Origin of the sequence: Herbaspirillum sp. NPDC087042, from assembly GCF_044745245.1 — a bacterium.
Lineage (GTDB): Bacteria > Pseudomonadota > Gammaproteobacteria > Burkholderiales > Burkholderiaceae_D > Herbaspirillum.
The window spans coordinates 13627-38523 of sequence record NZ_JBIUZW010000004.1; the positions used below are offsets into that span (position 1 = coordinate 13627).

At 64.2% G+C, this 24897-nt stretch carries 25 protein-coding genes; 10 read left to right on the top strand and 15 right to left on the bottom strand.

Going from position 1 to position 24897, the window contains the following annotated elements:
- Positions 1-46: 46 nt before the first annotated feature.
- The 8 genes from ACIPHN_RS07210 to leuS all read right to left on the bottom strand — a co-directional run bounded on the left by ACIPHN_RS07210 (position 47) and on the right by leuS (position 8700).
- On the bottom strand, positions 47-466 hold the full coding sequence (locus ACIPHN_RS07210) for a DoxX family protein (RefSeq protein ID WP_400434705.1): 420 nt from the start codon (positions 464-466) through the stop codon (positions 47-49).
- Between the two features lie 178 nt (positions 467-644).
- Complete coding sequence (locus tag ACIPHN_RS07215; protein WP_400434707.1) at positions 645-1901, bottom strand: class I SAM-dependent RNA methyltransferase; 1257 nt, start codon at positions 1899-1901, stop codon at positions 645-647.
- A 104-nt stretch (positions 1902-2005) separates the two neighbouring features.
- Positions 2006-2611 carry a 2-hydroxychromene-2-carboxylate isomerase gene (locus tag ACIPHN_RS07220; protein WP_400434709.1) on the bottom strand — a complete coding sequence of 202 codons (606 nt, stop codon included), beginning with the start codon at positions 2609-2611 and terminating at the stop codon, positions 2006-2008.
- Positions 2612-2666: 55 nt separating this feature from the next.
- A complete protein-coding gene (locus ACIPHN_RS07225; protein ID WP_400434711.1) occupies positions 2667-3092 on the bottom strand; it encodes a CopD family protein in 426 nt (141 codons plus the stop codon).
- A gap of 30 nt (positions 3093-3122) precedes the next feature.
- Entirely contained in the window at positions 3123-4391 is a 1269-nt protein-coding gene (locus tag ACIPHN_RS07230; RefSeq protein ID WP_400434713.1) for a glutamate-5-semialdehyde dehydrogenase, read from the bottom strand.
- A 53-nt stretch (positions 4392-4444) separates the two neighbouring features.
- Entirely contained in the window at positions 4445-5464 is a 1020-nt protein-coding gene (holA, locus tag ACIPHN_RS07235) for a DNA polymerase III subunit delta (protein WP_400434715.1), read from the bottom strand.
- A gap of 19 nt (positions 5465-5483) precedes the next feature.
- Entirely contained in the window at positions 5484-6023 is a 540-nt protein-coding gene (lptE, locus tag ACIPHN_RS07240; protein WP_400434717.1) for an LPS assembly lipoprotein LptE, read from the bottom strand.
- 28 nt (positions 6024-6051) lie between these two features.
- Positions 6052-8700 (bottom strand): leucine--tRNA ligase, encoded by a 2649-nt coding sequence (leuS, locus tag ACIPHN_RS07245; protein ID WP_400434719.1) that lies wholly within the window; start codon positions 8698-8700, stop codon positions 6052-6054.
- Positions 8701-9153: 453 nt separating this feature from the next.
- Between leuS and ACIPHN_RS07250 the strand changes: the two genes are divergently transcribed.
- The 6 genes from ACIPHN_RS07250 to ACIPHN_RS07275 all read left to right on the top strand — a co-directional run bounded on the left by ACIPHN_RS07250 (position 9154) and on the right by ACIPHN_RS07275 (position 14940).
- Complete coding sequence (locus ACIPHN_RS07250; RefSeq protein ID WP_400434721.1) at positions 9154-10227, top strand: LacI family DNA-binding transcriptional regulator; 1074 nt, start codon at positions 9154-9156, stop codon at positions 10225-10227.
- An 85-nt stretch (positions 10228-10312) separates the two neighbouring features.
- Positions 10313-11320 (top strand): ABC transporter substrate-binding protein, encoded by a 1008-nt coding sequence (locus ACIPHN_RS07255; protein WP_400434723.1) that lies wholly within the window; start codon positions 10313-10315, stop codon positions 11318-11320.
- Positions 11321-11341: 21 nt separating this feature from the next.
- Positions 11342-12193 (top strand): ABC transporter permease, encoded by an 852-nt coding sequence (locus ACIPHN_RS07260; RefSeq protein WP_400434725.1) that lies wholly within the window; start codon positions 11342-11344, stop codon positions 12191-12193.
- Positions 12194-12203: 10 nt separating this feature from the next.
- Positions 12204-13007: an ABC transporter permease gene (locus ACIPHN_RS07265; protein ID WP_400434727.1), complete on the top strand. Its 804-nt coding sequence runs from the start codon at positions 12204-12206 to the stop codon at positions 13005-13007.
- Positions 13004-14122 (top strand): ABC transporter ATP-binding protein, encoded by a 1119-nt coding sequence (locus ACIPHN_RS07270; RefSeq protein ID WP_400434729.1) that lies wholly within the window; start codon positions 13004-13006, stop codon positions 14120-14122. The genes ACIPHN_RS07265 and ACIPHN_RS07270 overlap by 4 nt, the downstream gene beginning before the upstream one ends.
- Entirely contained in the window at positions 14119-14940 is an 822-nt protein-coding gene (locus tag ACIPHN_RS07275) for a phosphodiesterase (RefSeq protein ID WP_400434731.1), read from the top strand. Before ACIPHN_RS07270 ends, ACIPHN_RS07275 begins: the two co-directional genes overlap by 4 nt.
- A 188-nt stretch (positions 14941-15128) precedes the next feature.
- Here ACIPHN_RS07275 and ACIPHN_RS07280 read toward each other — a convergent pair whose 3' ends face one another.
- From ACIPHN_RS07280 to ACIPHN_RS07300, 5 genes are all read right to left on the bottom strand, one after another.
- A complete protein-coding gene (locus ACIPHN_RS07280; protein WP_400434733.1) occupies positions 15129-15455 on the bottom strand; it encodes a barstar family protein in 327 nt (108 codons plus the stop codon).
- 51 nt (positions 15456-15506) lie between these two features.
- Positions 15507-15938 (bottom strand): ExbD/TolR family protein, encoded by a 432-nt coding sequence (locus tag ACIPHN_RS07285; RefSeq protein ID WP_400434735.1) that lies wholly within the window; start codon positions 15936-15938, stop codon positions 15507-15509.
- 27 nt (positions 15939-15965) lie between these two features.
- Positions 15966-16661, bottom strand: coding sequence for a MotA/TolQ/ExbB proton channel family protein (locus ACIPHN_RS07290; RefSeq protein WP_400434737.1), 696 nt, complete (start codon positions 16659-16661; stop codon positions 15966-15968).
- Between the two features lie 139 nt (positions 16662-16800).
- Complete coding sequence (dapB, locus tag ACIPHN_RS07295; RefSeq protein WP_400434739.1) at positions 16801-17607, bottom strand: 4-hydroxy-tetrahydrodipicolinate reductase; 807 nt, start codon at positions 17605-17607, stop codon at positions 16801-16803.
- 13 nt (positions 17608-17620) lie between these two features.
- Entirely contained in the window at positions 17621-18151 is a 531-nt protein-coding gene (locus tag ACIPHN_RS07300; RefSeq protein WP_400434741.1) for an outer membrane protein assembly factor BamE, read from the bottom strand.
- A 214-nt stretch (positions 18152-18365) separates the two neighbouring features.
- Between ACIPHN_RS07300 and fur the strand changes: the two genes are divergently transcribed.
- Positions 18366-18791 carry a ferric iron uptake transcriptional regulator gene (gene fur / locus ACIPHN_RS07305; protein WP_013232645.1) on the top strand — a complete coding sequence of 142 codons (426 nt, stop codon included), beginning with the start codon at positions 18366-18368 and terminating at the stop codon, positions 18789-18791.
- A 108-nt stretch (positions 18792-18899) separates the two neighbouring features.
- Here fur and hrcA read toward each other — a convergent pair whose 3' ends face one another.
- Together hrcA and ACIPHN_RS07315 are read right to left on the bottom strand one after the other, a co-directional pair.
- Positions 18900-19925 (bottom strand): heat-inducible transcriptional repressor HrcA, encoded by a 1026-nt coding sequence (gene hrcA, locus ACIPHN_RS07310; RefSeq protein WP_400434744.1) that lies wholly within the window; start codon positions 19923-19925, stop codon positions 18900-18902.
- Between the two features lie 69 nt (positions 19926-19994).
- The gene (locus ACIPHN_RS07315) at positions 19995-20735 is read right to left on the bottom strand and encodes an HAD family hydrolase (RefSeq protein ID WP_400434746.1); all 741 of its coding nucleotides are present in this window, start codon (positions 20733-20735) and stop codon (positions 19995-19997) included.
- A gap of 36 nt (positions 20736-20771) precedes the next feature.
- On the opposite strand from ACIPHN_RS07315, the gene ACIPHN_RS07320 reads away from it, so the two are divergent.
- The 3 genes from ACIPHN_RS07320 (at position 20772) to hemH (ending at position 24541) form a co-directional block, all read left to right on the top strand.
- Positions 20772-21689 (top strand): NAD kinase, encoded by a 918-nt coding sequence (locus ACIPHN_RS07320; protein ID WP_198981337.1) that lies wholly within the window; start codon positions 20772-20774, stop codon positions 21687-21689.
- Between the two features lie 68 nt (positions 21690-21757).
- Entirely contained in the window at positions 21758-23404 is a 1647-nt protein-coding gene (gene recN, locus ACIPHN_RS07325) for a DNA repair protein RecN (protein ID WP_400434749.1), read from the top strand.
- A 27-nt stretch (positions 23405-23431) separates the two neighbouring features.
- Complete coding sequence (gene hemH, locus ACIPHN_RS07330; protein WP_400434751.1) at positions 23432-24541, top strand: ferrochelatase; 1110 nt, start codon at positions 23432-23434, stop codon at positions 24539-24541.
- The last annotated feature ends 356 nt before the right edge of the window (positions 24542-24897 follow it).

The following is a 24897-nucleotide window of genomic DNA, read 5'->3' on the forward strand; positions in this document are numbered from 1 at the left end:
TGTGGCAGAGAACGCGCCGGGCCGGGGCCCGGCGTCAAAGCCTGGTTCAGGACTGGCGACGTTCTTCGCGCTTCAGGGCGAAGGCGCCATCACCCAGCAGGAACACGGCGATCAGGCCGACGATCCACAGTGCCAGGTATTCCCAGCCACCCTTGGGGTTGGTGAAGAAGAAGCCCGCCTTGCCGTGCACCAGCACGATGGCGCCGAACAGGTCGGCGGCCAGCGGCAGGGCCAGCCAGCGGCCATAGTAGCCCAGCACCAGGGCGATGCCGCCCACCACTTCCAGCAGGATCACCGGATAGGCGAACCAGCCCGGTACGCCCAGCGAGGCGAAGAAGCCGACGGTGCCGGCCGGGGTGAAGACGAAGATCTTCAGTCCGGCATGGACCAGAAAGAAGACGCCCATGGTCACGCGCAGCAGGAAGGCGGCGTAGTCGGCACGGGTGTTGGTGGTTACGGTGGTCATGATTTCCCCTGGAGAGGTGTGGAGTGGATGAAGTCTGGTCCCGCCTTGCGCTGCTTGTCTGCGCAACGTCGGCAATGGCCATGTCCACACTGTAGGGAAGAATGCGAGCCGGATAAACCGGTCTGGGCGGGATGGATTGTCTTGCTTGCGTTGACAATCCATCCGGATTGCGTGCGGATCAGTCCTCGCCGGTCTTCACAGGCGGCTTGGCTTCTTCGCGGCGGTTATAGCCGGCCACCATGTCGAAGCGGAACAGACGGCATTCCAGGGCACCGTTGAAGAAAGGCGTCTTGCGCGCTTCCTTCAGGCGCATCAGCTTGGGCAGGCCCAGGTCGGCCGAGAACAGGAACACGCTCCAGCCGGCGAAACGCTGCTTCAGGGTGCTGGAGAAGGCGCTGAAGAATTGCACGAACAATTCCTCGGTGGGCAGCGCGCGGTCGCCGCGCACGCCGATACGCTCGCCGTAGGGCGGGTTGGAGAGCATGATGCCGACCAGCGGCTTGCCCTCGGCGTCCACCGGTGGCTTGATTTCCTGGGCTTCGATCTGCTTGAGCGGCACCTCGAAGTGGATGCCGGCGCGCTGCAGGTTGTGGCGCGTCAGTTCCACCATGTCGCCCGAGATGTCGCTGCCGAACAGGGTCGGCGTGGTCGGGATGGGATTGGGCTTGAAGTCACCCTTGATGCCGAACCAGGCATCGGCGCTGAAGTTGCTGAACTTCTCGAAGGCAAAGCGGCGGCGCGCGCCCGGCGGCACACCGGCGATCATCTGGGCCGCCTCGGCCAGGATGGTGCCGGAGCCGCACATGGGGTCGAACAGCGGCACGCCCGGCTTCCAGCCGGAGGTGCGCAACAGGCCCGCGGCCAGGTTCTCGCGCAGCGGCGCGTCACCGGTTTCCTCACGCCAGCCGCGCTTGAACAAGGCTTCGCCCGAGGTATCCAGATAGACCGTGTAGTTGTGGGCATCGACGAAGCCGGCGATGCGCATGTCGGGGGTACGGGTGTTGACCGAGGGACGCAGCTTGAACTGGTCGAGGAAGCGGTCGCAGATGGCATCCTTGATCTTGAGCGTGGTGAATTCCAGGCTGCGCAGGGGCGACTTCACGGCGGTGAGGTCCACGCGGATGGTGTGGTTCACCTTGAACCAGTCTTCCCAGGGCTGGGCCAGGGTCAGGTCGTAGATGTCGTTTTCGTTCTTGTAGGAACCATGGCCCATGCGCAGCAGCACGCGGCTGGCGATGCGCGAGTGCAGGTTCATCTGGTAGGCGGCCAGCAGCGTGCCCGAGCAGTGCACGCCGCCAGGCACCTGGTTGTGCACCTTGAGGTTGGCCGCCGGGCCGGCGTGCTGGGCGATCTCGTTGAGTTCTTCGGCCAGGGCCGCTTCCAGGCCGCGCGGGCAGGGGCAGAAATAAGAGTAGTTGGTGTCGGGGGATTGCATGGGAGTACCTTTTATCCGTTGAAAATCAGGGGTGCATCAAAACGAAAACGCCGGGCTGCGCTTCACATCCTTGCGCAGCCCGGCGTCATTGTACGCTGGCCGCGTCAGCCCTTGGCGAAAGCGCGCTCGACGAAGTCCAGGCGATCCTGGCCCCAGTAGCCTTCGCCTTCGTAGACATACCAGGGGGCGCCGAAGACGCTGGCGGCGTTGGCTTCATCGGTGAAGCGGTCGAACTCGGCCTGCACGCTGGCGGTCTCGGCCGATTTCAGCAGGGCCGCGCCATCATGCTCCAGCTCGTTGGCGATGGCCAGCAGGGTGGCGGTGTCGGCGATGTTCTTCTGTTCTTCCCAGACCGCGCGCATGACCGCGCCGGTCAGGCGCAGCGAGGCGGCGGTGCCGTGCGCCAGCTGGGTGGCGATGATCAGGCGGGCGGCGGTGTCGCTGTTGACCGGGAAATGGGTGGGCTGCAGGATCATGGGCTTGCCCAGGAATTCGCTCCAGCGCGCCAGTTCCTTCAAGCGATAGGCCTGGCGTTGCGGGGCGCGCTTGGCCAGCGGCAGGCCGCCGGAGACGCCGAAGATCTTCGACAGGTCGAAGGGCTTGGGCAGGATCTGCACCTGGTATTTTTCGGCGAGGGCGACGAAGCGCTCGTGGCCCAGATAGGCGAACGGCGAATGCGGCGCGAAGAAGTACTCACAGACTTTGCTCATGACCGGCTCCGGAATGGATGATGGTGTGTGGTGAGGCGTACGTGGGCAGGGGACATCAGAATGGCTTGACGACGACCAGGATCACGATGGCCAGCAGCAGCAGCACCGGCACTTCGTTGAACCAGCGATACCAGACATGGCTGCGACGGTTCTGGCCATTCTCGAACTTCTTGAGCAGGGAGCCGCAGGCGTGGTGATAGCCGATCACCAGCACCACCAGGAACAGCTTGGCATGCAGCCAGCCATTGCCGGGGCCGTGCCAGAATTGCCAGGTCAGCGCCAGCAGCCACGCACCCAGGCCCAGCGCCAGCAGCGCGGTCATGCCGGTGAAGCGGTACAGGCGGCGCGCCATGCCCAGCAGGCGCTCACGCGCCACCACTTCGCTTTCCTGCGCCAGGTTCACGTAGATGCGCGGCAGGTAGAACAGGCCGGCGAACCAGGAGGCGATGAAGACGATGTGCAGGGCTTTTATCCAGAGCATGGCAGTCCTTGAGGTTGACGATGAACGATGTTACTGGCGCACCTGGCCCTGGCCCAGCACCACATACTTCAGCGAGGTCAGGCCTTCCAGCCCGACCGGGCCGCGTGCGTGCAGCTTGTCGTTGGAGATGCCGATCTCGGCGCCCAGGCCGTATTCGAAGCCATCGGCAAAGCGGGTGGAGGCATTGACCATGACGGAGGCCGAATCGACTTCGCGCAGGAAACGCATGGCGCGGCTATAGTCTTCGGTGATGACGCTGTCGGTGTGCTGCGAGGAGTGGCGGTTGATGTGCTCGATGGCTTCATCGAGATTGGCCACCACCTTCACGGCCAGGATCGGGGCCAGGTATTCGGTGTCCCAGTCTTCCTCGGTGGCCGCCTTCAGCAGCGGATAGCCGGCCAGGATCGCGGCGGCCTCGGCATCGCAGCGCAGCTCCACGTCCTTGACGCGGTACAGCTCGGCCAGCGGCGGCAGGATGGTGGCGGCGATGTCGCGCGCCACCAGCAGGGTTTCCATGGTGTTGCAGGTGCCGTAGCGGTGGCACTTGGCGTTGAAGGCCACGTCCAGGGCCTTGCGGGTGTCGGCGCGGTCGTCAATGTAGACGTGGCAGATGCCATCGAGGTGCTTGATCATCGGCACCTTGGCTTCACGGATCAGGCGCTCGATGAGGCCCTTGCCGCCGCGCGGCACGATCACGTCCACGAACTCCTGCATGGTGATGAGCGCGCCCACGGCGGCGCGGTCGGTGGTCTCGACCACCTGCACCGCTTCCTGCGGCAGGCCGGCGCCGGCCAGGCCTTCCCTGACCAGCTTGGCCAGGGCCTGGTTGCAGTGGATCGCTTCGGAGCCACCGCGCAGGATGGTGGCATTGCCACTCTTGATGCACAGGCCGGCGGCGTCCACCGTGACGTTGGGACGGGCTTCGTAGATGATGCCGATCACGCCCAGCGGCACACGCATCTGGCCGACCTGGATGCCGGTGGGGCGATACTTCATGTTGCTGATCTCGCCGATCGGATCGGGCAGGGAGGCGATCTGTTCCAGGCCTTCGGCCATGGTGGCGATGGCCTTGTCGGACAGCGTCAGGCGATCCAGCATGGCCTCGGCCAGGCCATTGGCGCGGGCCGCTTCCAGGTCCAGGGTATTGGCCGCGCGCAGGGCATCGGCATCGCGACGGATGGCCGCGGCGATCAGCAGCAGCGCCTGGTTCTTGGCAGCGGTGTCGGCGCGGGCCATGGCGCGCGAGGCGGCACGGGCCTGCTGGCCGATGCGGTTCATGTACAGTTCGATGTTTTCCATGTCGTATTCCTCCGGGGCGCCGGACGGCGCGTCGGTATAGAGATCAGTTCGGTTCAGCGTCCGCGCGCCAGTTTCAGGCCCAGCTGCAACAGGGCATCCCACGGGTCGCCGGCGAAGGCCTTGGCACGCAGGCCCTTGACCATGCGGTCGATCAGCGCGGCTTCCTGCAGGGCCTGCTCCAGGGCGGCCAGGCTGACGCGGCGCAGGGCCGGCTCCATCAGCCGTTCACGCGGTCCCCAGATGCGGTATTCCTTGAGCAATGCACCGACGGCCTTGCCTTGCGCCATGCCGGATTTGAGTTTGAGCAGGGTACGGATTTCTTCGGTCACCGCCCACAGCACCAGTGGCAGGGCCTCGCCTTCGCCTTTGAGGCCATCCATCATGCGCGTGAGGCGTGCGACGTCGCCGGAGAGCATGGCTTCGTTGAGCTTGAAGACATCGTAGCGCGCCACGTTCAGGACCGCATCCTGCACCTGTTCAAAGGAGAGCTTGCCGGCCGGGTAGAGCAGGGCCAGTTTCTGGATCTCCTGGTGCGCCGCCAGCAGGTTGCCTTCCACGCGGTCGGCGATGAAGTCCAGGCAGGGCCGGTCGGCGCTTTGCTGCTGCGCCGCCAGGCGGTTGCCGATCCAGGCGGGCAACTGGGCGCGCTCCACCAGGGGGATGTCGATGTAGACCGCCGCCTGCTGCAGGGCGCCGACCCAGGCCGCCTTTTGCGTGGCCCAGTCCAGCTTGGGCAGGCTGATGATGGTCAGGTTGTCGGGAGACAGGTTGGCGGCATAGTCCTGCAGGGCCTGGCCGCCGTCCTTGCCGGGTTTGCCGGTGGGGATGCGCAGTTCGATCAGCTTCTTGTCGCCGAACAGCGATTGCGACTGGTTGGCCGCGATCAGTTCGCCCCACTTGAAGCTGCGTTCGACCACCAGCACCTCACGCTCGGTGTAGCCGCTGGCGCGGGCACTGCGGCGGATCTTGTCGGCTGCTTCCAGTGCCAGCAGGTGCTCGTCGCTGGCGATCACATAGAGTGATGCCAGCGATTTGCCGAGGTGGGTGTCGAGGGCGTCGTAGCGTAGTTGCATGGGTCCGGGAGCGCGAGGGTCAGTCGCCAGCCGCCGCCTTTTCCGTGCTCAGCGCCGACTTCGAGGCCGACAGGCGACGCAGGATCTGCTGCACCAGGTCGGACTGCATGTCGCGGTACAGCAGCGCTTCTTCGGCTTGCTTGGCCAGTTCCTGGTTCGCGTCATAGGTGATGACGCGACGAATGGTGATGGCCGTTGCCGGGATCACGGTCAGGCCCTTGGCATCGGTGACCGAGAAGGTGAAGCGCTGGAACAGGGCGTATTCACGCACCCGGCCATCGGTGTTCAGGGTCAGCACCTGGCGATCACGCTTGTCGGCCAGCACCTTCAGGTTGGCTTCGGCATCCTTGGCGGTGTCAAGCACCTTGGGGCCGCTGGCCTCGATGTTGCGCTTCAGTTCCACGCCCACCGCAGAGTTGGGGGGGAAATCCAGGTAGATGGTCTTGAACGGCAGGTCGGCCGCACCGCGCAGGTGGAAGCCGCAGGCCGACAGGATCAGGGCTGCGGCTGCCATCAGCAGCCATTGCGAGAAACGCTTGAGTTGGACTTGAGCGTGCATGGAGTTCCGTGGGTTAGGTTGAGTCCGCTCAGGCGACGATGTTGACCAGCTTGCCTGGCACCACGATCACCTTCTTCGGTGCGCCGGTGAGGAATTTTTTCACATCCTCGTTGGCCAGGGCGGCGGCTTCGATGCTGGCCTTGTCGGCATCCTTGGACACCGTCACTTCGCCACGCAGCTTGCCGTTGACCTGCACCACCAGCTTGATTTCGCTCTGCTCCAGCGCGGCGGCATCGACCTGCGGCCAGTCGGCATCGAGGATGTCGCCCTGGACAGCGGCATAGCCCAGTTGCTGCCACAGCGCATGGGTGATGTGCGGGGCCACCGGGTTGAGCACGCGCAGGAAGATCGAGTAGCACTCGGCGATCACTGCATCGCCGGCAGCTCCTGCCGCCGGCTTGGCGGCCTCGAGCGTGTTGAGCATCTTCATGCAGGCCGAGACCACGGTGTTGTACTGGATGCGCTTGAAGTCGTTGTCGGCCTGTTGCAGCACCTTGTGGACGTCGCGGCGCAGGGTCTTCAGGCCATCGTCCAGCTGTGCTGCATCGACGGCGCCGGCAGCAGTGATGCGCGCGGCGTTGTTGTAGCCGAAGGCCCAGACGCGGCGCAGGAAGCGGTTGGCGCCTTCGACACCGGCACCCGACCATTCCAGGGTCTGTTCCGGCGGCGAAGCGAACATGGTGAACAGGCGCGCCGTGTCGGCACCGTACTGGTTGATCTGGGCTTGCGGGTCGATGCCGTTGTTCTTGGACTTGGACATCTTCTCGGTGCCGCCGATTTCCACCGGCTGGCCATCGGCCTTCAGGATCGCCGAGACCGGACGGCCCTTGTCGTCGAACGACAGTTCCACATCGGCCGGGTTGATCCAGATCTTCTTGCCGGAGGCTTCTTCACGGTAGTAGGTTTCGTTCAAGACCATGCCCTGCGTCAACAGGTTGGTGAAGGGCTCGTCGAACTTGACCAGGCCGAAGTCGCGCATGACCTTGGTCCAGAAGCGCGCGTACAGCAGGTGCAGCACGGCGTGCTCGATGCCGCCGATGTACTGGTCCATGGGCATCCAGTAATCGTTGCGGGCATCGACCATGGCGTCGTTGCTGCCCGGCGAGGTATAGCGCATGTAGTACCAGGACGAATCCACGAAGGTGTCCATGGTGTCGGTTTCGCGACGGGCCGGCTTGCCGCAGCAAGGGCAGTCGACCTTCAGGAATTGCTCGTGCTTGTTGAGCGGATTGCCGCTGCCATCCGGCACGCAGTCTTCCGGCAGCACCACCGGCAGGTCCTTCTCGGGCACCGGCACGTCACCGCAATCCGGGCAGTGGATGATGGGGATGGGGGTACCCCAGTAGCGCTGGCGCGAGATGCCCCAGTCGCGCAGGCGGAAGGTCACCTTCTTCTCGCCCAGGCCCAGTGCGGCCAGGTCGGCGGCGACCGCTTCCACGGCAGCCTGGTAGGCCAGGCCATCGTACTTGCCGGAGTGGATGGTCTTGCCGGCTTCCTTGTCGCCGTACCATTCTTCCCAGGCGTCGGTGGAGTAGCTCTTGCCGTCGACGTCGATGACCTGCTTGATGGGCAGATCGTACTTGCGGGCGAAGGCGAAGTCGCGTTCGTCATGCGCCGGCACGCCCATCACGGCACCGTCGCCGTAGGTGATGAGCACGTAGTTGCCGATCCACACCTCGACCTTGTCGCCGGTCAGCGGATGGGTCACGAACAGGCCCGTGGGCATGCCCTTCTTTTCCATCGTCGCCATGTCGGCTTCGATGACGCTGCCTTGCTTGCATTCGGCGATGAAGGCTTGCAGGTCCGGCTTGTTTTCGGCGGCCAGGGTGGCCAGCGGATGTTCCGGGGCCACGGCGCAGAAGGTCACGCCCATGATGGTGTCGGCGCGGGTGGTGAAGACATACAGCTTGCCGTCGTTGATGAGCTGGCCGCTGGCATCCTTGATCTCGTGCGGGAAGGCGAAGCGCACACCGGTGGACTTGCCGATCCAGTTGGCCTGCATCAGGCGCACGCGCTCGGGCCAGCCCGGCAGCTTGGTCTCGACGTGTTCCAGCAGCTCGTCGGCGTAGTCGGTGATCTTGGCGTAGTACATCGGGATCTCGCGCGTCTCGATCACGGCGCCCGAGCGCCAGCCACGGCCGTCGATGACCTGCTCGTTGGCCAGCACGGTCTGGTCGATCGGATCCCAGTTCACGGTACCGGTCTTCTTGTAGATGATGCCCTTCTCCAGCATCTTCAGGAACATCCACTGGTTCCACTTGTAGTACTCGGGACGGCAGGCCGTCATCTCGCGCGACCAGTCGATGGCCAGGCCCATCGATTGCATCTGCGACTTCATGTAATCGATGTTGGAATAGGTCCACTGCGCCGGCGGCACGCCATTGGCCATGGCGGCATTCTCGGCAGGCATGCCGAAGGCATCCCAGCCCATGGGCATCAGGACGTTGTAGCCGTTCATGCGCAGATAGCGGTACATCACGTCGTTGATGGTGTAGTTGCGCACGTGGCCCATGTGCAGCTTGCCGGACGGGTAGGGCAGCATCGAGCAGGCGTAGAACTTCTTCTTGTCGCGACCTTGCTTGTCACGGGCATTCTCGACGGTCTTGTAGGCGTCGATGGCGTTCCAATGCTGCTGTGCGGACTGTTCGACTTCGGCTGGGCTGTATTTATCTTGCATGACGGGCAAACGAATGAAATCGGTTGGAGGAATTCGGAACCCTGCATTATACCGGCTCGCCACCCCCGCAGCCCAGTACGGCGACGAGCCGGCCCGTGGCGCGCAGCTCTGTCGAAAAAGTTGTCATTCAGGAATAAAAAAAGCCCGCCTCCGTGAAGAGGCGGGCAAAGACCCCTGTGCCCGAGCAGGGTGGCGACAGGGATAGCAGCTAAGCATGGCTGGTCAGGGACGGGGGAATCCCATGCCGGCCGGCTCCGGGAGCCGCGAATCCGTATCAAAACACTCTCGAAAAGCTTCGTGTAAAACATCGAAAGTATTCTTAGCAAATCTAGATAATTTTCTAGAAGGAAAGATTTTGGCGTGGCGTTCAGGGGATGAAGTCCTCCGCATGGTCATGAGGACGTCACAAAGGAGGGGCATCATGAAATCGTTTTCATCCGACCCTGCCTGCCCGTGCGCCCCTCCATCAAACAAGTTGCCCATCTGGCCGGTGTGTCCATTGCCACCGTCTCCCGTCTGCTCAACAAGCCCGGTTCGGTGAGTGCGGAAACCGCCGAGAAGATCCATCGCAGCATCGCCGAACTGGGTTTTCGTCCCAATTTCACGGGCCGCAACCTGCGCGCGGGCAATTCGCGCACCGTGGGGGTGGTGGTACCGACCCTGTCCAACACGGTCTTTGCGCAATGCCTGCAGGGCATAGAGCTGGCTGCGCGGGCGCTGGATTACTCGGTGATGTTCACCACCACCGAGTACCTGCCGCAGGACGAATCGGCCGCCGTGGAGCTGCTGCTGGGGCATCGCGTGGACGGGGTGATCCTGACGGTGGCCGACGCCGGGGCCAATGCCACGCTGGACCTGCTGGAGCGCGAGCGCATTCCCTTCGTGCTGACCTACAACCAGCTGACCACCGAACCCGCCGGCGCGGTGCCGCCCCGCGCCTCGGTCTCGGTGGACAACCGGGCCGCCGCCTGTGATGCGGTGAAGCACCTGATCGGCCTGGGCCATCGCCGCATCCAGATGCTGTCGGGGCGCTTCAATGCGTCCGACCGTGCCATCCAGCGTTACTACGGCTATCTGGATGCGATGCGCGCGGCTGGCCTGGCGCCCTTGCCGGCCATCGAGGTGGAACGCCACACGCTGACCGCGGCCACCGAATACCAGCAGATGATGGCTGACCCCGAACGTCGCCCGACGGCCCTGTTCTGCTCCAACGACCTGCTGGCCCTGAGCGCCATGCGCGAGCTGCGCGCGCTGGGCATGAGAGTGCCGCAGGACATCTCGGTCATGGGCTTCGACGGCATCCCGGTGGGGGCGCTGGTGGAGCCGGTGCTGGCCAGCGTGGTGCAACCCTCGGAGCGCATAGGTGATGTCGCCCTGCGCACCCTGGTGCAGGCCATCGAATTCCGCTCGCCCGAGGCGGCGCTGGCCGAGGTGCCTCCGGCCTGGACCCCGGTGCCGCTGATCCTGCCGCATGCCCTGCGTGATGGCGGGTCGGTGGCGGTGCCGGCCGGGTCGTCTTCCTCCTGAGTTCCGGTTTCCCCGTTGTGCCTCGTCGCTTCACCGTTTTGTCGTTTTGTCGTTGTGCTATTCAACCTATAGGAAAGGATCTGACATGTTCCTGAAACGTGTTATTCAAACCGCTGCCGGCGCCTTGCTGCTGTCGGCTTCCCTGGCCGCGTCGGCCCAGACCGCGATCTGCTACAACTGCCCGCCCGAGTGGGCTGACTGGGCGGCCCAGATCAAGGCCATCAAGGACAAGACCGGCGTCACCGTGCCGCCGGACAACAAGAACAGCGGCCAGGCCCTGGCCCAGTTGACGGCCGAAAAGGCCAGCCCGGTGGCGGACTTCACCTACCTGGGCGTGTCCTTCGGTATCGAAGCCAAGAACAAGGACCTGGTCGCCGCCTACAAGCCGGCCCACTGGAACGACATTCCCAATGGCCTGAAGGACCCGGACGGCTACTGGTTTACCATCCACTCCGGCACCATGGGCATCATGGTCAATGTCGATGCGCTCAAGGGCAAGCCGGTTCCGAAGTCCTGGGCCGACCTGCAAAAGCCGGAGTACAAGGGCCTGATCGGTTACCTGGATCCGGCCTCGGCCTTTGTCGGCTATGTCGGTGCGGTGGCGATCAACCAGGCCCTGGGCGGCACACTGGACGACTTCTCGCCGGCCATCACCTACTTCAAGAACCTGCAGAAGAACCAGCCCATCGTCCCCAAGCAGACCTCTTATGCCCGCCTGATCTCGGGTGAGATCCCCATCCTGCTGGGCTATGACTTCGACGCCTATCGCGCCAAGTACAAGGACCACGCCAACGTGGCCTTCGTGATCCCCAGCGAAGGCACCGTGACCGTGCCCTACGTGGTGTCGCTGGTGAAGAATGCCCCGCACCAGGCCGACGCCAAGAAGGTGCTGGACTTCCTGCTGTCCGACCAGGGCCAGGCCATCTGGGCCAACGCCTACCTGCGTCCGGTGCGTGCCTCGGCCATGTCCAAGGAAGCCGAATCGCACTTCCTGCCGGCCGCGGAGTATGCCCGTGCCAAGTCGGTGGATTACGGCAAGATGGCGGAAGCCCAGCGCAAGTTCGGCGAGCGCTACCTGGCTGAAGTGCGTTAAATGCAGGATGCAGGAGCAAGCATGAAGACTGTTCTTCCCGCGTCGCCCCGGCCGGTAGCCGCCAGCCAGTCCGTCTGGCTGTGGTTTGCCGTACCGGGCCTGACCCTGTTCTGCGCCTTCTGGCTGCTGCCCATGGTGCGGCTGGTCGGCGTGGGCGCTTCCGGCCCGCAGGGGGCGATGGCCTACCTGGCCGTGCTGACCAACCGCCACTACGCCGCCAGCCTCTTTTCCACCCTGGCACTGTCGGCGGTGGTCACGCTGGCTACGCTGGCCATCTCGGTCTTCGTCGGCTTGTTCCTGCAACGCAACCGCTTTGCCGGCCAGTCCGTCCTGCTGGCCATGCTGACCTTCCCGCTGGCCTTCCCCGGCGTGGTGGTCGGCTTCATGGTGATCATGCTGGCTGGGCGCCAGGGCGTGATCAGCGCCGTCAGCAACTGGCTCCTGGGCGACTCGCTGGTGTTTGCCTATTCGCTCTCGGGGCTGTTCCTGGGTTACCTGTATTTCTCGATCCCGCGTGTGATTCTGACCGTGGTGGCGGCGGCCGAAAAGCTCGACCCCTCACTGGAAGAAGCAGCACGCTCCCTGGGCGCGCGCCCCTGGCAGGTGTTGCTGCACGTGGTGCTGCCGGCGCTGTTGCCGGCGCTGGTGTCGTCCGGCGCCATCTGCTTTGCCACCAGCGTGGGCGCCTTCGGCACGGCCTTCACCCTGGCCGCCAATATCGATGTGCTGCCCATGACCATCTACAACGAATTCACCGGCTACGCCAACTTCGCCACTGCCGCCTCGCTATCCATCGTGCTGGGCGTGATCACCTGGGCGGTGCTGGCGCTGGCGCGTTCGCTCACCGGTAGCGGTGTGGCCGCGGCGGCATGAGGAGCTGATGATGCCAAACCGTTTCCGTTTCTACCTACAACTGTCCTTTACGCTCTTGGTCTGCGCCTTCCTGGTGGTGCCGGTGGTGCTGTCGATGCTGGCCGGCGTGACCGAGAACTTCTTCGTGGGGATCTCCAGCGGTCTGACGCTGCGCTGGGTGGGGCAGGTGTGGGAGATGTACCAGCCCACCATCTGGCGCTCGCTGGTCATCGCGCTGGCCTGCCTGGTGGTGACGCTGGTGGCCGGTGTGCCGCTGGCCTACATGCTGGCGCGCTATCGCGGCGGCAACAGTCGCCTGGCGCGGCTGATCGAAGAACTGCTGATGATGCCGGTGGCCGTGCCAGGCCTGGCCACGGCGCTGGCGCTCATCATGGCCTATGGGCAGTGGCGTGATTTCCGCGCCAGCATCCTCTTCATCCTGGTCGGCCATGTGATCTTCACGCTGCCCTTCATGGTGCGGCCGGTGCTGGCGGTGATGCAGTCCTCGCAACTGGCCCAGCTCGAAGAAGCCGCCGCCAGCCTGGGCGCGGGCCGCATGCGACGCTTCTTCGGCATCGTCATCCCCAATGCCGCCTCCGGCATCCTGGCCGGTGCGCTGATGGTGGTGACGCTGTCCATCGGCGAATTCAATATCACCTGGATGCTGCACACCCCGCTGACCCAGACCCTGCCGGTGGGCCTGGCCGATGCCTACGCGTCGATGCGGCTGGAGGTCGGATCGGCCTATACGCTGATCTTCTTTTTCATGATCATTCCGCTCCTGATAGGCATGCAGTGGGCGACCCAGGCATCCCGCAAGAAAGTCCGTCTATGAAGTCCAATTATTCCGACAAGCCCAATCAACAAGCTGTTTCGATTCGCCTGGCGCAATGCGCCAAGTCCTTTGCCAATGGCACGCGCGCGCTGCAGCCGCTGGACCTGGAGATCCATCCCGGCGAAACGCTGGTGCTGCTGGGCCCTTCGGGCTGCGGCAAGACCACTACGCTGCGCATGATTGCCGGCCTCGAATTTCCCGACCAGGGCGGGCGCGTGTTCTTCGGCAATGAAGACGTGACCGCGCTGCCCATCGAGAAGCGTGGCGTGGGCATGGTGTTCCAGAACTATGCACTGTTCCCCAACATGAGCGTGGGCGAGAACATCGCCTATGGCATGAAGATCCGCCGCATCCCCGCCGGCGAGCGCATCGAGCGGGTCGAGCGCCTGCTGGAGATGGTGCATCTGCAGGGGCTCTCGCATCGCCGCGTGGATCAGCTCTCGGGTGGCCAGAAGCAGCGCGTGGCACTGGCCCGCGCGCTGGCCATGGAGCCGCGCGTGCTGCTGCTGGATGAGCCACTCACCGCGCTGGACGCCAAGCTGCGCGAGGCCGTCCGCAGTGACCTCAACAAGCTGCTGCGCAGCCTGGGCATTACCGCCATCTACGTCACCCACGACCAGGGTGAGGCGATGGCGCTGGGTGACCGCATCGTGGTGATGGAGCGTGGCAGGATCTCGCAGATCGGCACGCCCCAGGAGATCTACTACCACCCGGCCAATGACTTCGTGGCCGATTTCATCGGCGCCATGAACCGGGTCGAAGGCATCGTCGCCGGCGATCGCCTGCAACTGCCCACCGGCAGCCTTCCGCTGGCGGATAATGACAGGAACGCGCAAGCCATCCAGGGGCAGCCGGCCCTGGCGCTGTTCCGTCCCGAGGATGTCCAGGTGCTCGACATCACCGAGGCCGATGCGCATTGCGTGCGCGGCCGGCTCATCAATACCTTTTTCCTGGGTGACCGCACCCGTTTTGAAATCGAGATCGGCGTGGAGCGCCCCGTCATCGCCGAGACCAGCAAGCGTGGCTGGTGGGAAGCGGGTCAGCAGATCGCCATTCGCGTACCTGCCGACGCACTGGTGAAGATGGCGCCGCGCGCCGACAAGGAGGCAGCATGATACTGGGACAGATTTCCGACCTGCACATCAAGACCGAGGGCAAGAAATCCTATCGCGTGGTCGATACCGCCGAGAGCCTGCGCCGTTGCGTGGCCCAGGTCAACGGCCTGAAGCAGCGCCCCGAGGCGCTGGTCATCACCGGCGATCTGGTCGATTTCGGCAAGCCTTCGGAATATGCCTGCCTGCGCGAGTTGCTGGCGCCGCTGGCCATGCCCTACTACCTGCTGCCGGGCAACCATGATGAGCGAGAGGCGCTGCGCGCTGCGTTCCCCGAGCACACTTACCTGCAGCAGGGGGGCGAGCGCATCGAGTATGTGATCGAGGACCATCCCCTGCGCATCATCGCGCTCGATACCGTGATTCCGCGCGCCAGCGCCGGTGCGCTGTCGCCGGCCAGCCTGGTGTGGCTGGATGACGTACTGGCGCAGCAACCGGAACGGCCTACCGTGATCGTGATGCACCATCCGCCATTTACCACCGGCATCGGCCACATGGATGACATCGGTCTGGCCGATCCGCAGGCGCTGGAGGCGGTGGTGCGCAAGCATCCCCAGGTGGAACGCATCCTGTGCGGCCATTTGCACCGCTCCATCCAGCGTCGGTTCGGCGGCACGCTGGCGAGCACCTGCCCGGGGGTATCGCATCAGGTGCAGCTGGACCTGGATCCGCAGGCAGCCTCCTGCTTCGTGATGGAGCCGCCGGGATTCCAGCTGCATTGGTGGGATGAGAAGGCGAAGAGCCTGGTCAGTCACACGGCATTCATCGGCCAGTTCGATGGACCGTATCCGTTCTATGACGGCGATGAACTGATTGACTGATCTGTCCTGCAGATTGATGCGAATCAGCAGTTCGTTCGGGCAGATAAATGAATCAGGATGGGCACGCTACCGTTCGACCTGAGTAGGCCCGTGTCGGGCCGTATCGAAGGCGCTCCTGACGTAGTGCCTTCGATACGCGGCTGTGCCGCTACTCAGGGCGAACGGTGTCATCTCGCAATGAAGAACCATTACTTCCAGACCAGTTCGATCACCGGCGGCTCGTCGTAGTCTTCACAACGGTCATTGATGGCCGTGCAGCAGAACTCCACGTCTTCCACCAGCTCCGGCAGGCGCTTGTGCAGGTCGGCGCTGTGGCTGATCTCTATCCTCAGCATTTCCTTTGGCTTGAGCTTGAACTTGCTCATGCCCTCGTCGTCGCGCAGGTAGGACAGGCAATCGACCCATGCGTCCATGTTGCGGCCATAGAATTCCGGGAAGCCGAAGGCCTGTGCGCTTTCGGTATGGAAGCTGTCCCAGTCGGTGATGCGGTCGCCCGCCAGTTGTACGGTGGCCATGGATGCGCCTCTCTGCTTTCTTGATAACGTGCTGCGGATCTGCTTGCTGGATTACCTGGCCTTGGCCTGGGGACGCGGGTCGGTGACGAAGCCCAGCTTGGTCATGCCAGCGCCCTGGGCCGCGGCCATCACTTCGGCGATGGTCTGATAGCGGGTCGACTTGTCGGCGCGCAATTGCAGCTCGGGCTGCGGCTGCTTGCCGGAGGCCGCCGCCAGGCGGGCATCGAGTTCCTCGCTGCTGACCTGTTGGTCGTTCCAGTACAGCTTGCCGGCCGCGTCGATGCCCAGCGTGATGGTCTCCGGTTTTTCCGGGGCCGGCGCCGCTTGCGCGGTGGGCAGGTCCAGCTTGATCGCATGGGTGAACATGGGCGCTGCGATGATGAAGATCACCAGCAGCACCAGCATCACGTCCACCATGGGCGTGACATTGATGTCGGCCATCGGGGCCGAGTTCTGGTTGTCGTTGAATCCGCCGAAACTCATGGTTGCCTCCTGTGGGTGGGCAAGGGATTACTTGCGCGAGCCGCCGACGCGTTCGCCGGTGGTGAGATAGGCATGCAGGTCATGGGCGAAACCGTCCAGCTCGGCCAGCACCACGCGGTTGATGCGGGTGAAGGCGTTGTAGGCCAGCACTGCGGGGATCGCCACCACCAGGCCCAGTGCGGTCATGATCAGGGCTTCACCCACGGGGCCGGCCACCTTGTCGATCTGCACGGTGCCGCTGGAGGACACCGCCGCCAGCGCGTGATAGATGCCCCAGACGGTACCGAACAGACCCACGAAGGGGGCCGTCGATCCCACCGAGGCCAGCAGCGTCAGGCCACGTTCCAGGCGTGCCGAAACGCGGTTGATTTCGCGGCGCAGGGTACGGGTGATCAGCTCGCCCTGGTCGGTGGCGGCGTTCAGCGAGGGCATGCCCTGCTGGCGGGTGCCGATGTCGGCTGCCTCGGCGGCGCGCTCGGCCATGGGGGTGTAGATCAGTTCGCTGTCGAGCTGTTGCATGGCGGCGGTGGCATCGGCCAGCGTGGGCGCTTGCCAGAACTGTTCCAGGGCATTGCTGCCGCGGCGGATGCGCCAGGCCGCCCAGGCCTTGGAGAGGATGTAGAACCAGCTGGCGATGGACATGATCAGCAGCAGGTAGGCGACGGAGTGGGAAATGGCATCGCCTTGCGCCCAGTAATGGGCAAAACCAACGTTCGATTCCATGGTGCGTTCTTTCGGGTAAGGGCCACACGCAAGCGGGCGGCGGTCAGTCAGTCAAAATGAGAGGGACGTCCACCAAAAAAATTCGCTGCCGGACCTGGAAGGCGCGGCAGCGGATCTCATGGCGGGGCGGCGGGCCGGCTTACTTGAAGCCCAGCACGTCCTGCATGTCGTACAGGCCCGTTGCCTTCCCGGCCAGGAAGCGTGCGGCGCGCAGGCTACCCATGGCGTACGAGACACGGCTGGAGGACTTGTGCGAGATCTCGATGCGCTCGCCGATGCCGGCAAAGAGGACCGTATGGTCACCGATGATATCGCCGCCGCGCACGGTGGCAAAACCGATCGAGGACGGATCGCGCTCACCGGTGACGCCTTCGCGGGCATAGACGGCGACGTCGTCGAGCTTCTTGCCCAGTGCGTCGGCGATCACTTCGCCCATCTTCAGCGCCGTACCGGAGGGCGCATCGACCTTGTGACGGTGGTGCGCCTCGACGATTTCGATATCGTAGCCGTGCGAGAAGTTCTTGGCAGCCAGTTCCAGCAGCTTCAGGGTCACGTTCACGCCCACGCTCATGTTGGGAGCGGCCATGATGGCGGTCTTCGTGGCGAAGCCGGCGATGGCGGCCTTGCCCTCGGCTTCGAAGCCGGTGGTGCCGATGACCACCTTCACGCCATGGGCGGCGCAGTATTCGAGGTGCTTCAGGGTGCCTTCGGGACGGGTGAAGTCGATCAGCACGTCGGCGTTGGCCAGGCCCTTGGCCAGGTCGGACTCGATGACCACACCGGTGGTCTTGCCCAGGAACAGGCCGGCATCGGTGCCGATGGTGGGCGAGCTGGGGGTATCCAGGGCACCGGCGAGCTTGAGGTCGTCGGCGTTGAGGATGGCTTCGATCAGCATGCGGCCCATGCGCCCGGAGGCGCCGGCTACCGCGATATTCAGTGCAGTCATGGGAAACTCGGAATTACTTGGTGGCAGAAGAAGGCGCGACCGGCGAGGCCTGGTGGATCTCGGTATCGCTCAGCTCGGGTTTGGCGCCGACCTTGGCATTGGTGATCAGGGTCAGGTATTCGCTTTCGGTGGGCAGGTTCTCGCCACCCTCGACGCGCTCCAGCAGGTCATCCTTGAAGAAGACCGAGATGTGGCTGGTCATGATCTCGCCACTGCCCTTGGCCAGGCGGAAATCGTAGTCCCAGCGGTTGGTGTGGAACATGTCGGTCAGCAGCGGCGTGCCCAGCACGAAGCGGACCTGGTCGCGGGTCAGGCCCGGACGCAGCTGCGCCACCATTTCCTTGGAGACGAAGTTGCCTTGCTGGATATCGATGCGGTAGGGCTTGAGGAAGCCGAACAGGCTGTTGCTCTTGCCGGATACCTTCACGCCCGACGCGTCTGCCGGAGCAGCCTGACTGGGCTCCTTGGTCGAGGAACAGCCGGCCAGCGACACGGCCAGTGCCGCGAACAGGCCGATTGCGGCGAAGGGATGACGGGACTTCATTCGGGAAAGCATGCGCATAAAGATTTCAACCGGGTTGAGCCATGAGCCTAAAGCACTATATGATAAGCTAGAACTTACTTCTTAAATAGGCATGAGTGCGTTCCGGGCGCAAAAGCATCCTCCACCAGCTTCGCCCGCAGCCTCCCCAGGCGCTTTCCCCAAGGCCGGCGCATGCCTGTTCAAGACCAGTAAAACCCCGGAAACCCACGCGACCATGCCCAACAATCCATCCGAACTCAAGGCCAGCGGCCTGAAGGCCACGCTGCCTCGCCTGAAGATCCTTGAGATCTTCCAGAACACTTCCGTGCGCCACCTGAGCGCCGAAGACGTCTACAAACAGTTGCTCTCCGACAATCTCGACGTGGGCCTGGCCACCGTCTACCGCGTGCTGACCCAGTTCGAGCAGGCCGGCCTGCTCCAGCGCAATCACTTCGAGACCGGCAAGGCCGTCTTCGAGTTGAACGAGGGTTCGCACCACGACCACCTGGTCTGCCTGGATTGCGGCAAGGTCGAGGAATTCTTCGACGCCGAGATCGAGAAGCGCCAGCTCAAGATCGCCCAGGAGCACGGTTTCGAGATCGCCGACCATGCGCTGGCCCTGTATGGTCATTGCAAGAACTGCAAGAAACTGAAGAAGTAAGCGCGCGAAGATTGCCCAGTTTTACGCAGGCAATCCTTTGCAAAGAAAAAGCCACGTGATGTAACAACGTGGCTTTTTTGCATTCCGGCAAGGTGCGATGCGATGGGATCAGTGCTGGCTCAGGGCGCTGGAGAGCAGCTTGGCCGTGATATCGACGATGGGGATGACGCGCTCGTAGGCCATGCGGGTGGGGCCGATCACGCCCAGGGTGCCGACGATGCGGCCGTTGACCTCGTAGGGGGCGGTGACGATGCTCATGTCATCCATGGGCACCAGCTGCGATTCGCCGCCGATGAAGATCTGCACGCCAGTGGCCTTGCTGGAGACATCCAGCAGCTGCAGCAGGCCGGTCTTCTGCTCGAACATGTCGAAGAGCTGGCGCAGCGAATTCATGTTCGAGGACAGGTCGGTCACCGACAGCAGGTTGCGCTCACCGGAGATGACCACGTTGTTGTCGGCCTCTTCGCTCATGGCATCGCTGCCGGCTTCCACCGCCGCCTGCATCAGCACGGTCATGTCGTCGCGCAGCTGGCGCAGCTCGCCCTGCAGGCGCAGCCGCACCTGCTCGAAGGACTGGCCGGCGTAGTGCTGGTTGATGTAATTGGCGGCCTGGGTCAGCTGGCTGGGGGTGTAGTCGACTTCGGTCAGGAGCATGCGGTTCTGCACGTCGCCACCATGGTCGACGATCACCAGCAGGATGCGTTTTTCCGACAGCCGCAGGAACTCGATCTGCTGGAACGCCGATTCGCGCCGGGGCGTCATGACCACGCCGGCAAACTGCGACAGCGAGGACAGCACCTGGGCGGCGTTGGTGATGATCTTCTGCGGCGAGGCATTTTGCAGGCGTGGCTGCAGGCGGCCTTCCAGCGCGCTCTCGTCGATCGCCTCCACGGTCAGCAGGGTGTCGACGAACATGCGGTAGCCGCGTGGTGTCGGTACGCGCCCGGCCGAGGTGTGCGGACTGGCCACGAAGCCCATCTCTTCCAGGTCGGCCATGATGTTGCGGATGGTCGCCGGCGACAGCTCCAGGCCCGACAGTTTCGACAGCGCGCGCGAACCCACCGGCTGGCCGTCGGCGATGTACCGTTCGACCAGGGCCTTGAGGAGTGTGCGGGCGCGATTATCGAGTTGCATGCTGTCTATTCTAGCGGCTTATGCGGCAAAAAGTGACAGCCGCGTGACCGGTCGTCTGATTTGCCCCGGTCATCGGGCCTGTGCCTGCAGCCAGTTGTGCAGTTCGTGCAGGTCGCGGCAGATGGCATCGGCCTCGATCCCCGCGGGCAGGGTGCGTTCGAAACGGTTCATCCAGACCGCCCGCAGGCCGGCCTGGCGGGCGCCCTGGACATCGAGCAGCGGATCGTCGCCGACATAGACGGTCGCGCCCGGTGCCACCTGCAGGGCGGCGCAGGCGGCGTGGAAGATGGCCGGGTCAGGCTTGGCCGTGCCGAAGCGGTGCGCCGCGATGGAGACGCCGAAGTGCTGCGCCAGACCGATGCGCTCCAGGTCGGCAAAGCCATTGGAGACCGAGCCCAGGGTCAGCTTGTCTTTCAGGCGCAGCAGGCCCGGTTCGACGTCATCGAAGAGCGTCACCGTGCTGCGGGCCTCGGAGAACAGCGCCATGGCCGGCTCGACCAGGGCCAGGTCTTCGCCGTGTTCGTGGAAGATCTCGCTCAAGGCGGTATGGCGCAGCTTCCAGAGATCGATGCGCAACGCCGGATCGGACTTGAGCAAGGCCATGCGTCGTTCGCGCAGGCTGGCGATGGTGTGGGCGGCGGTCACGCGCGGGGCGTGCTGGCGCAGCCAGTCGTAGAGCAGGCCTTCGGCGCGTAGCAGCACAGGTTCGATGGCCCAGAGGGTATCGTCGAGGTCGAACAGTACCGCCTCGATGGGTGGCCTGGTCAGCGGATCCAGCCCGGAGGGCAGGGGAGAAGCGGGTGGTTTCATTACAAAGTCATCTCAAATTATGGTCTAATCCGCAGCATGTGGCCCATCAAATTACCCGTTCAGGCAGCCGTACCCAAAACCGTCGCCATTGTCGGCAAGTTCCAGGCCGTCGGCATTGCGCAGATCTTGTCGGACATCGCCGTGTTCCTGGAGTCGCACGGACACACCGTGGTCTTCGAAACGGAGACTGCCGCCAACATCGCGCTGCAAGGGTATGACAGCATGACACCCGAGCAGATCGGCCAGCATGCCGACGTGGCCATCGTCATCGGCGGCGACGGCACCATGCTGGGGATCGCGCGCCAGCTCGCGCCCTACAACGTGCCGCTGATCGGCATCAACCAGGGACGCCTGGGTTTCATCACCGACATCGCGCAAGACCGCATGATACCGGCTCTGGGCGAAATGCTGGAAGGCAAGGTCGAAGCCGAGTCGCGGTCGCTGCTGGAGGCGCGGGTCTATCGCGAGGGTGGCGAGATCTTCCGCGCCCTGGCCCTGAATGACGTGGTGGTGGCGCGCGGCTCCACCTCCGGCATGGTCGAGCTGCGGGTGGAAGTCGATGGCCGCTTCATGTACAACCAGCGCTCCGACGGCCTCATCGTGGCCACGCCCACCGGCTCCACCGCGTATGCGCTGTCGGCCGGCGGCCCTATTCTGCATCCCAGCCTGCATGGCATCGTGATGGTGCCGATCTCGCCGCATTCGCTGTCCAATCGTCCCATCACCTTGTCGGACTCCTGCGAGATCGTCATCCAGGTGGTCTCAGGACGCGAGGTCAGCGCCAACTTCGACATGCAGTCGCTGACCAGCGTGCTGCACGGCGACCGTATCGTGATCCGCCGTTCGGCGCACAAGATCACCTTCCTGCATCCCGAGGGCTGGAGCTATTTCGACACCCTGCGCGAGAAGCTGCACTGGAATGAATATCCTTCGATAGAAGGCCGGCTACAATAAGCGCGGCCGGCGCATGCCGGCCTGCATCAGAACACCGGCCCGTTCGACCAACCCGTTCCGAGACCACCATGCTGCGTACCTTAACGATCCGCGACTTCGTGATTGTCGATGCCATCGAGCTCGAATTTGCCCGCGGTTTTTCTGTCTTCACCGGCGAGACCGGCGCCGGCAAATCCATCCTGATCGATGCCCTGGCGCTGGCCATGGGCGGACGTGGCGATCCCAGCGTGGTGCGCGAGGGCGCGGCCAAGGCCGATGTGAGCGCCGATTTCACTGCCACGCCGGAAGTGATGACCTGGCTGGACGAACACGAATTCACCGGCGAGCACGATGGCGTGCTGCTGCGCCGGGTGATCGACAATGCCGGCCGCAGCAAGGCCTATATCAACGGCAGTGCCGCCACCGCCGCGCAATTGCGCGAAGTCGGCGAGATGCTGGTGGATATCCATGGTCAGCATGCCCATCAATCGCTGATGAAGGCCGACGCCCAGCGTCAACTGCTGGACAGTCAGGCGGGGCTGCTGGAGCCGGCGCGGGAGGTGGCCGCCGCCTACAAGACCTGGCGCGCCCTGGCCCGCCAGCGTGAACAGTTCGAACAGGATGCGCGCAATGTCCTGCTGGAGCGCGAACGCCTGGAATGGCAAGTGGCCGAGTTGCACAAGCTGGCCGTGAAACCCGGCGAATGGGCCGACATCAGCACCGAGCACAGCCGCCTGTCGCATGCGGCCGCGCTCATCGGCGGGGCGCAGGAAGCGCTGGGCGTGATTTCGGAATCGGAGTCGCCCATCCTCTCGCAACTCTCCTCGATCACGCAGAAGCTGACCAAGCTGGTCGATGTCGACACCGCCTTGAAGCCCGTGCTCGATGCGCTAGAACCGGCGCAGATCCAGCTGCAGGAAGCGGTCTATGCCTTGAATGATTACCTGGGTCGGGTCGAACTCGATCCGGCGCGCCTGCAGGAAGTGGAAGAGCGTCTCGAAGCCATCCACTCGACCGCCCGCAAATTCCATGTGCAGCCCGATGAACTGCCCGAGGAATACCGCAAGCTCTCCGAACAATTGAAGCAGCTGGCCGACGCCAGCGACCTCGACGCCCTGCGCGCCCAGGAAGACAAGCTCAAGAACGCCTACCTGGGCCTGGCGCAGAAACTCTCCAAGGCACGCGCCAAGGCTGCCGTGGCGCTGGGCGACGCCGTCACTGCCGCCATGCAGGACCTGTCGATGGCCGGTGGCCGTTTCCAGATCGCGCTCAACGCGGGGGAGCCTGCGGCCTACGGACTGGAGCAGGTCGAGTTCCTGGTGGCCGGCCATGCCGGCGTGGCACCGCGTGCGCTGGCCAAGGTCGCCTCGGGCGGCGAACTGGCGCGCATCTCGCTGGCCATCTCGGTGATCGCCTCGGCCGCCACCAGCATTCCCACGCTGATCTTCGACGAAGTCGACAGCGGTATCGGCGGCGCCGTGGCCGAAGTGGTGGGGCGCCTGTTGAAGCGCCTGGGCCAGGAACGCCAGGTGCTGTGCGTGACCCACTTGCCGCAGGTGGCCAGCCAGGCCAACCAGCATTACCAGGTCAAGAAGCGCAGCGAAGACGGCAAGACCCTCTCCGATATCGACGGCCTGGACGCCAAGGCACGCGTGGAAGAAATCGCCCGCATGCTGGGTGGTCTGGAAATCACCGCCACCACGCGCAAGCATGCGCGTGAATTGCTGGCGTCCTGATCGCCCTGGCAAGAACCTGGAGACCCGATGGCCTTTCGCAAAGAACCTCCCCACACCCATGGCAGCCCGGCATCCACCGCCGTGGTGCTGGTCAACCTTGGTACGCCGGACGCGCCCGATGCGCGCTCCCTGCGGCGCTACCTGAAGCAGTTCCTGTCCGATCCGCGCGTGGTGGAAATCCCGCGCGCGCTGTGGTGGTTCATCCTCAACGGCATCATCCTGCCATTCCGCTCCGGCAAGTCGGCCGAGAAGTACGCCAGCATCTGGACCGAGCAGGGCTCGCCCTTGCGCGTGCATACCGCGCGCCAGGCGGCGGCGCTGGGCGCGCAACTGGCCGCGCGCGGCCATCATCAGCTGCGGGTGGAGTATGCGATGCGCTATGGCGCGCCTTCGGTGGACGATGTGCTGGATCAGCTCAAGGAGCAGGGCTGCACGCGCATTCTGGTCCTGCCGGCTTATCCGCAGTATTCGGGCACCACGACCGCTTCCATCTTCGATGCCGTGTTCGATCACTACCGCGTGGTGCGCAACATCCCGGAGCTGCGCCTGATCCGCAACTATCACGACCAGGACGCCTATATCCAGGCACTGCGCCAGTCGGTGCTCGACCATTGGGAACTGAACGGCCGCCCCGACAAGCTGGTGATGAGTTTCCACGGCGTCCCCAAGCGCACATTGCTGCTGGGCGATCCCTATCACTGCGAGTGCTACAAGACCGCACGCCTGCTGGCCCAATCGCTGGGGCTGGCGGAGGAGCAATACCTGGTCACCTTCCAGTCGCGCTTCGGCAAGGCCGAGTGGCTGCAGCCCTATACTGCACCGACCCTGCAGGAGCTGGGCCGGCAGGGTGTGGGCCGGGTCGACGTGATGTGTCCCGGCTTTACCAGCGATTGCCTGGAAACGCTGGAAGAGATCGCCATGGAAGCCAAGGCCGAGTTCCTGCATGCCGGCGGCAAGCAGTTCCATTTCATCCCCTGCCTGAACGAGTCGCCAGCCTGGATCGCCGGCATGGTCGAGATCGTCGAGCAGCACCTGGCCGGCTGGCCGACCATGAGCAACGCCGCCGCGCGTGAAGACATGGCCCGGCAGTCAGCCATCAGCGCCGAGCGCGCCAGTGCCATGGGCGCATCCCGCTAAAACCGGGCGTGGCGCGTCATCGGCTTGATGTGATTCGCCCGGTGGGCTCGCCATAGGCGGAAAGCCACGAGCAGCCTGCTAGAATAGCGGGTTGCTCGTGGCTTTTTGTTGCTCGTTTGATAACAGTGGCTGGCGAATGGCGGGCGGGGTGGTGCGTCCTGCTCTACGCCTTACAGCGCGTATTCACCGACCAGGTGGGCGTAGCTGATCCAGGCGGTAGCCAGCAGGCTGTAGGCGGCGATGATGATGGTGGCCGCAATCAGTGGCAGTTTCATGATGTCACCTCGTTGGCACGACGAAGCTAGGGGAGAGCGCCGGCGGACAGACTGTCGGCCTCCCTTTCATATTAGGTCGGG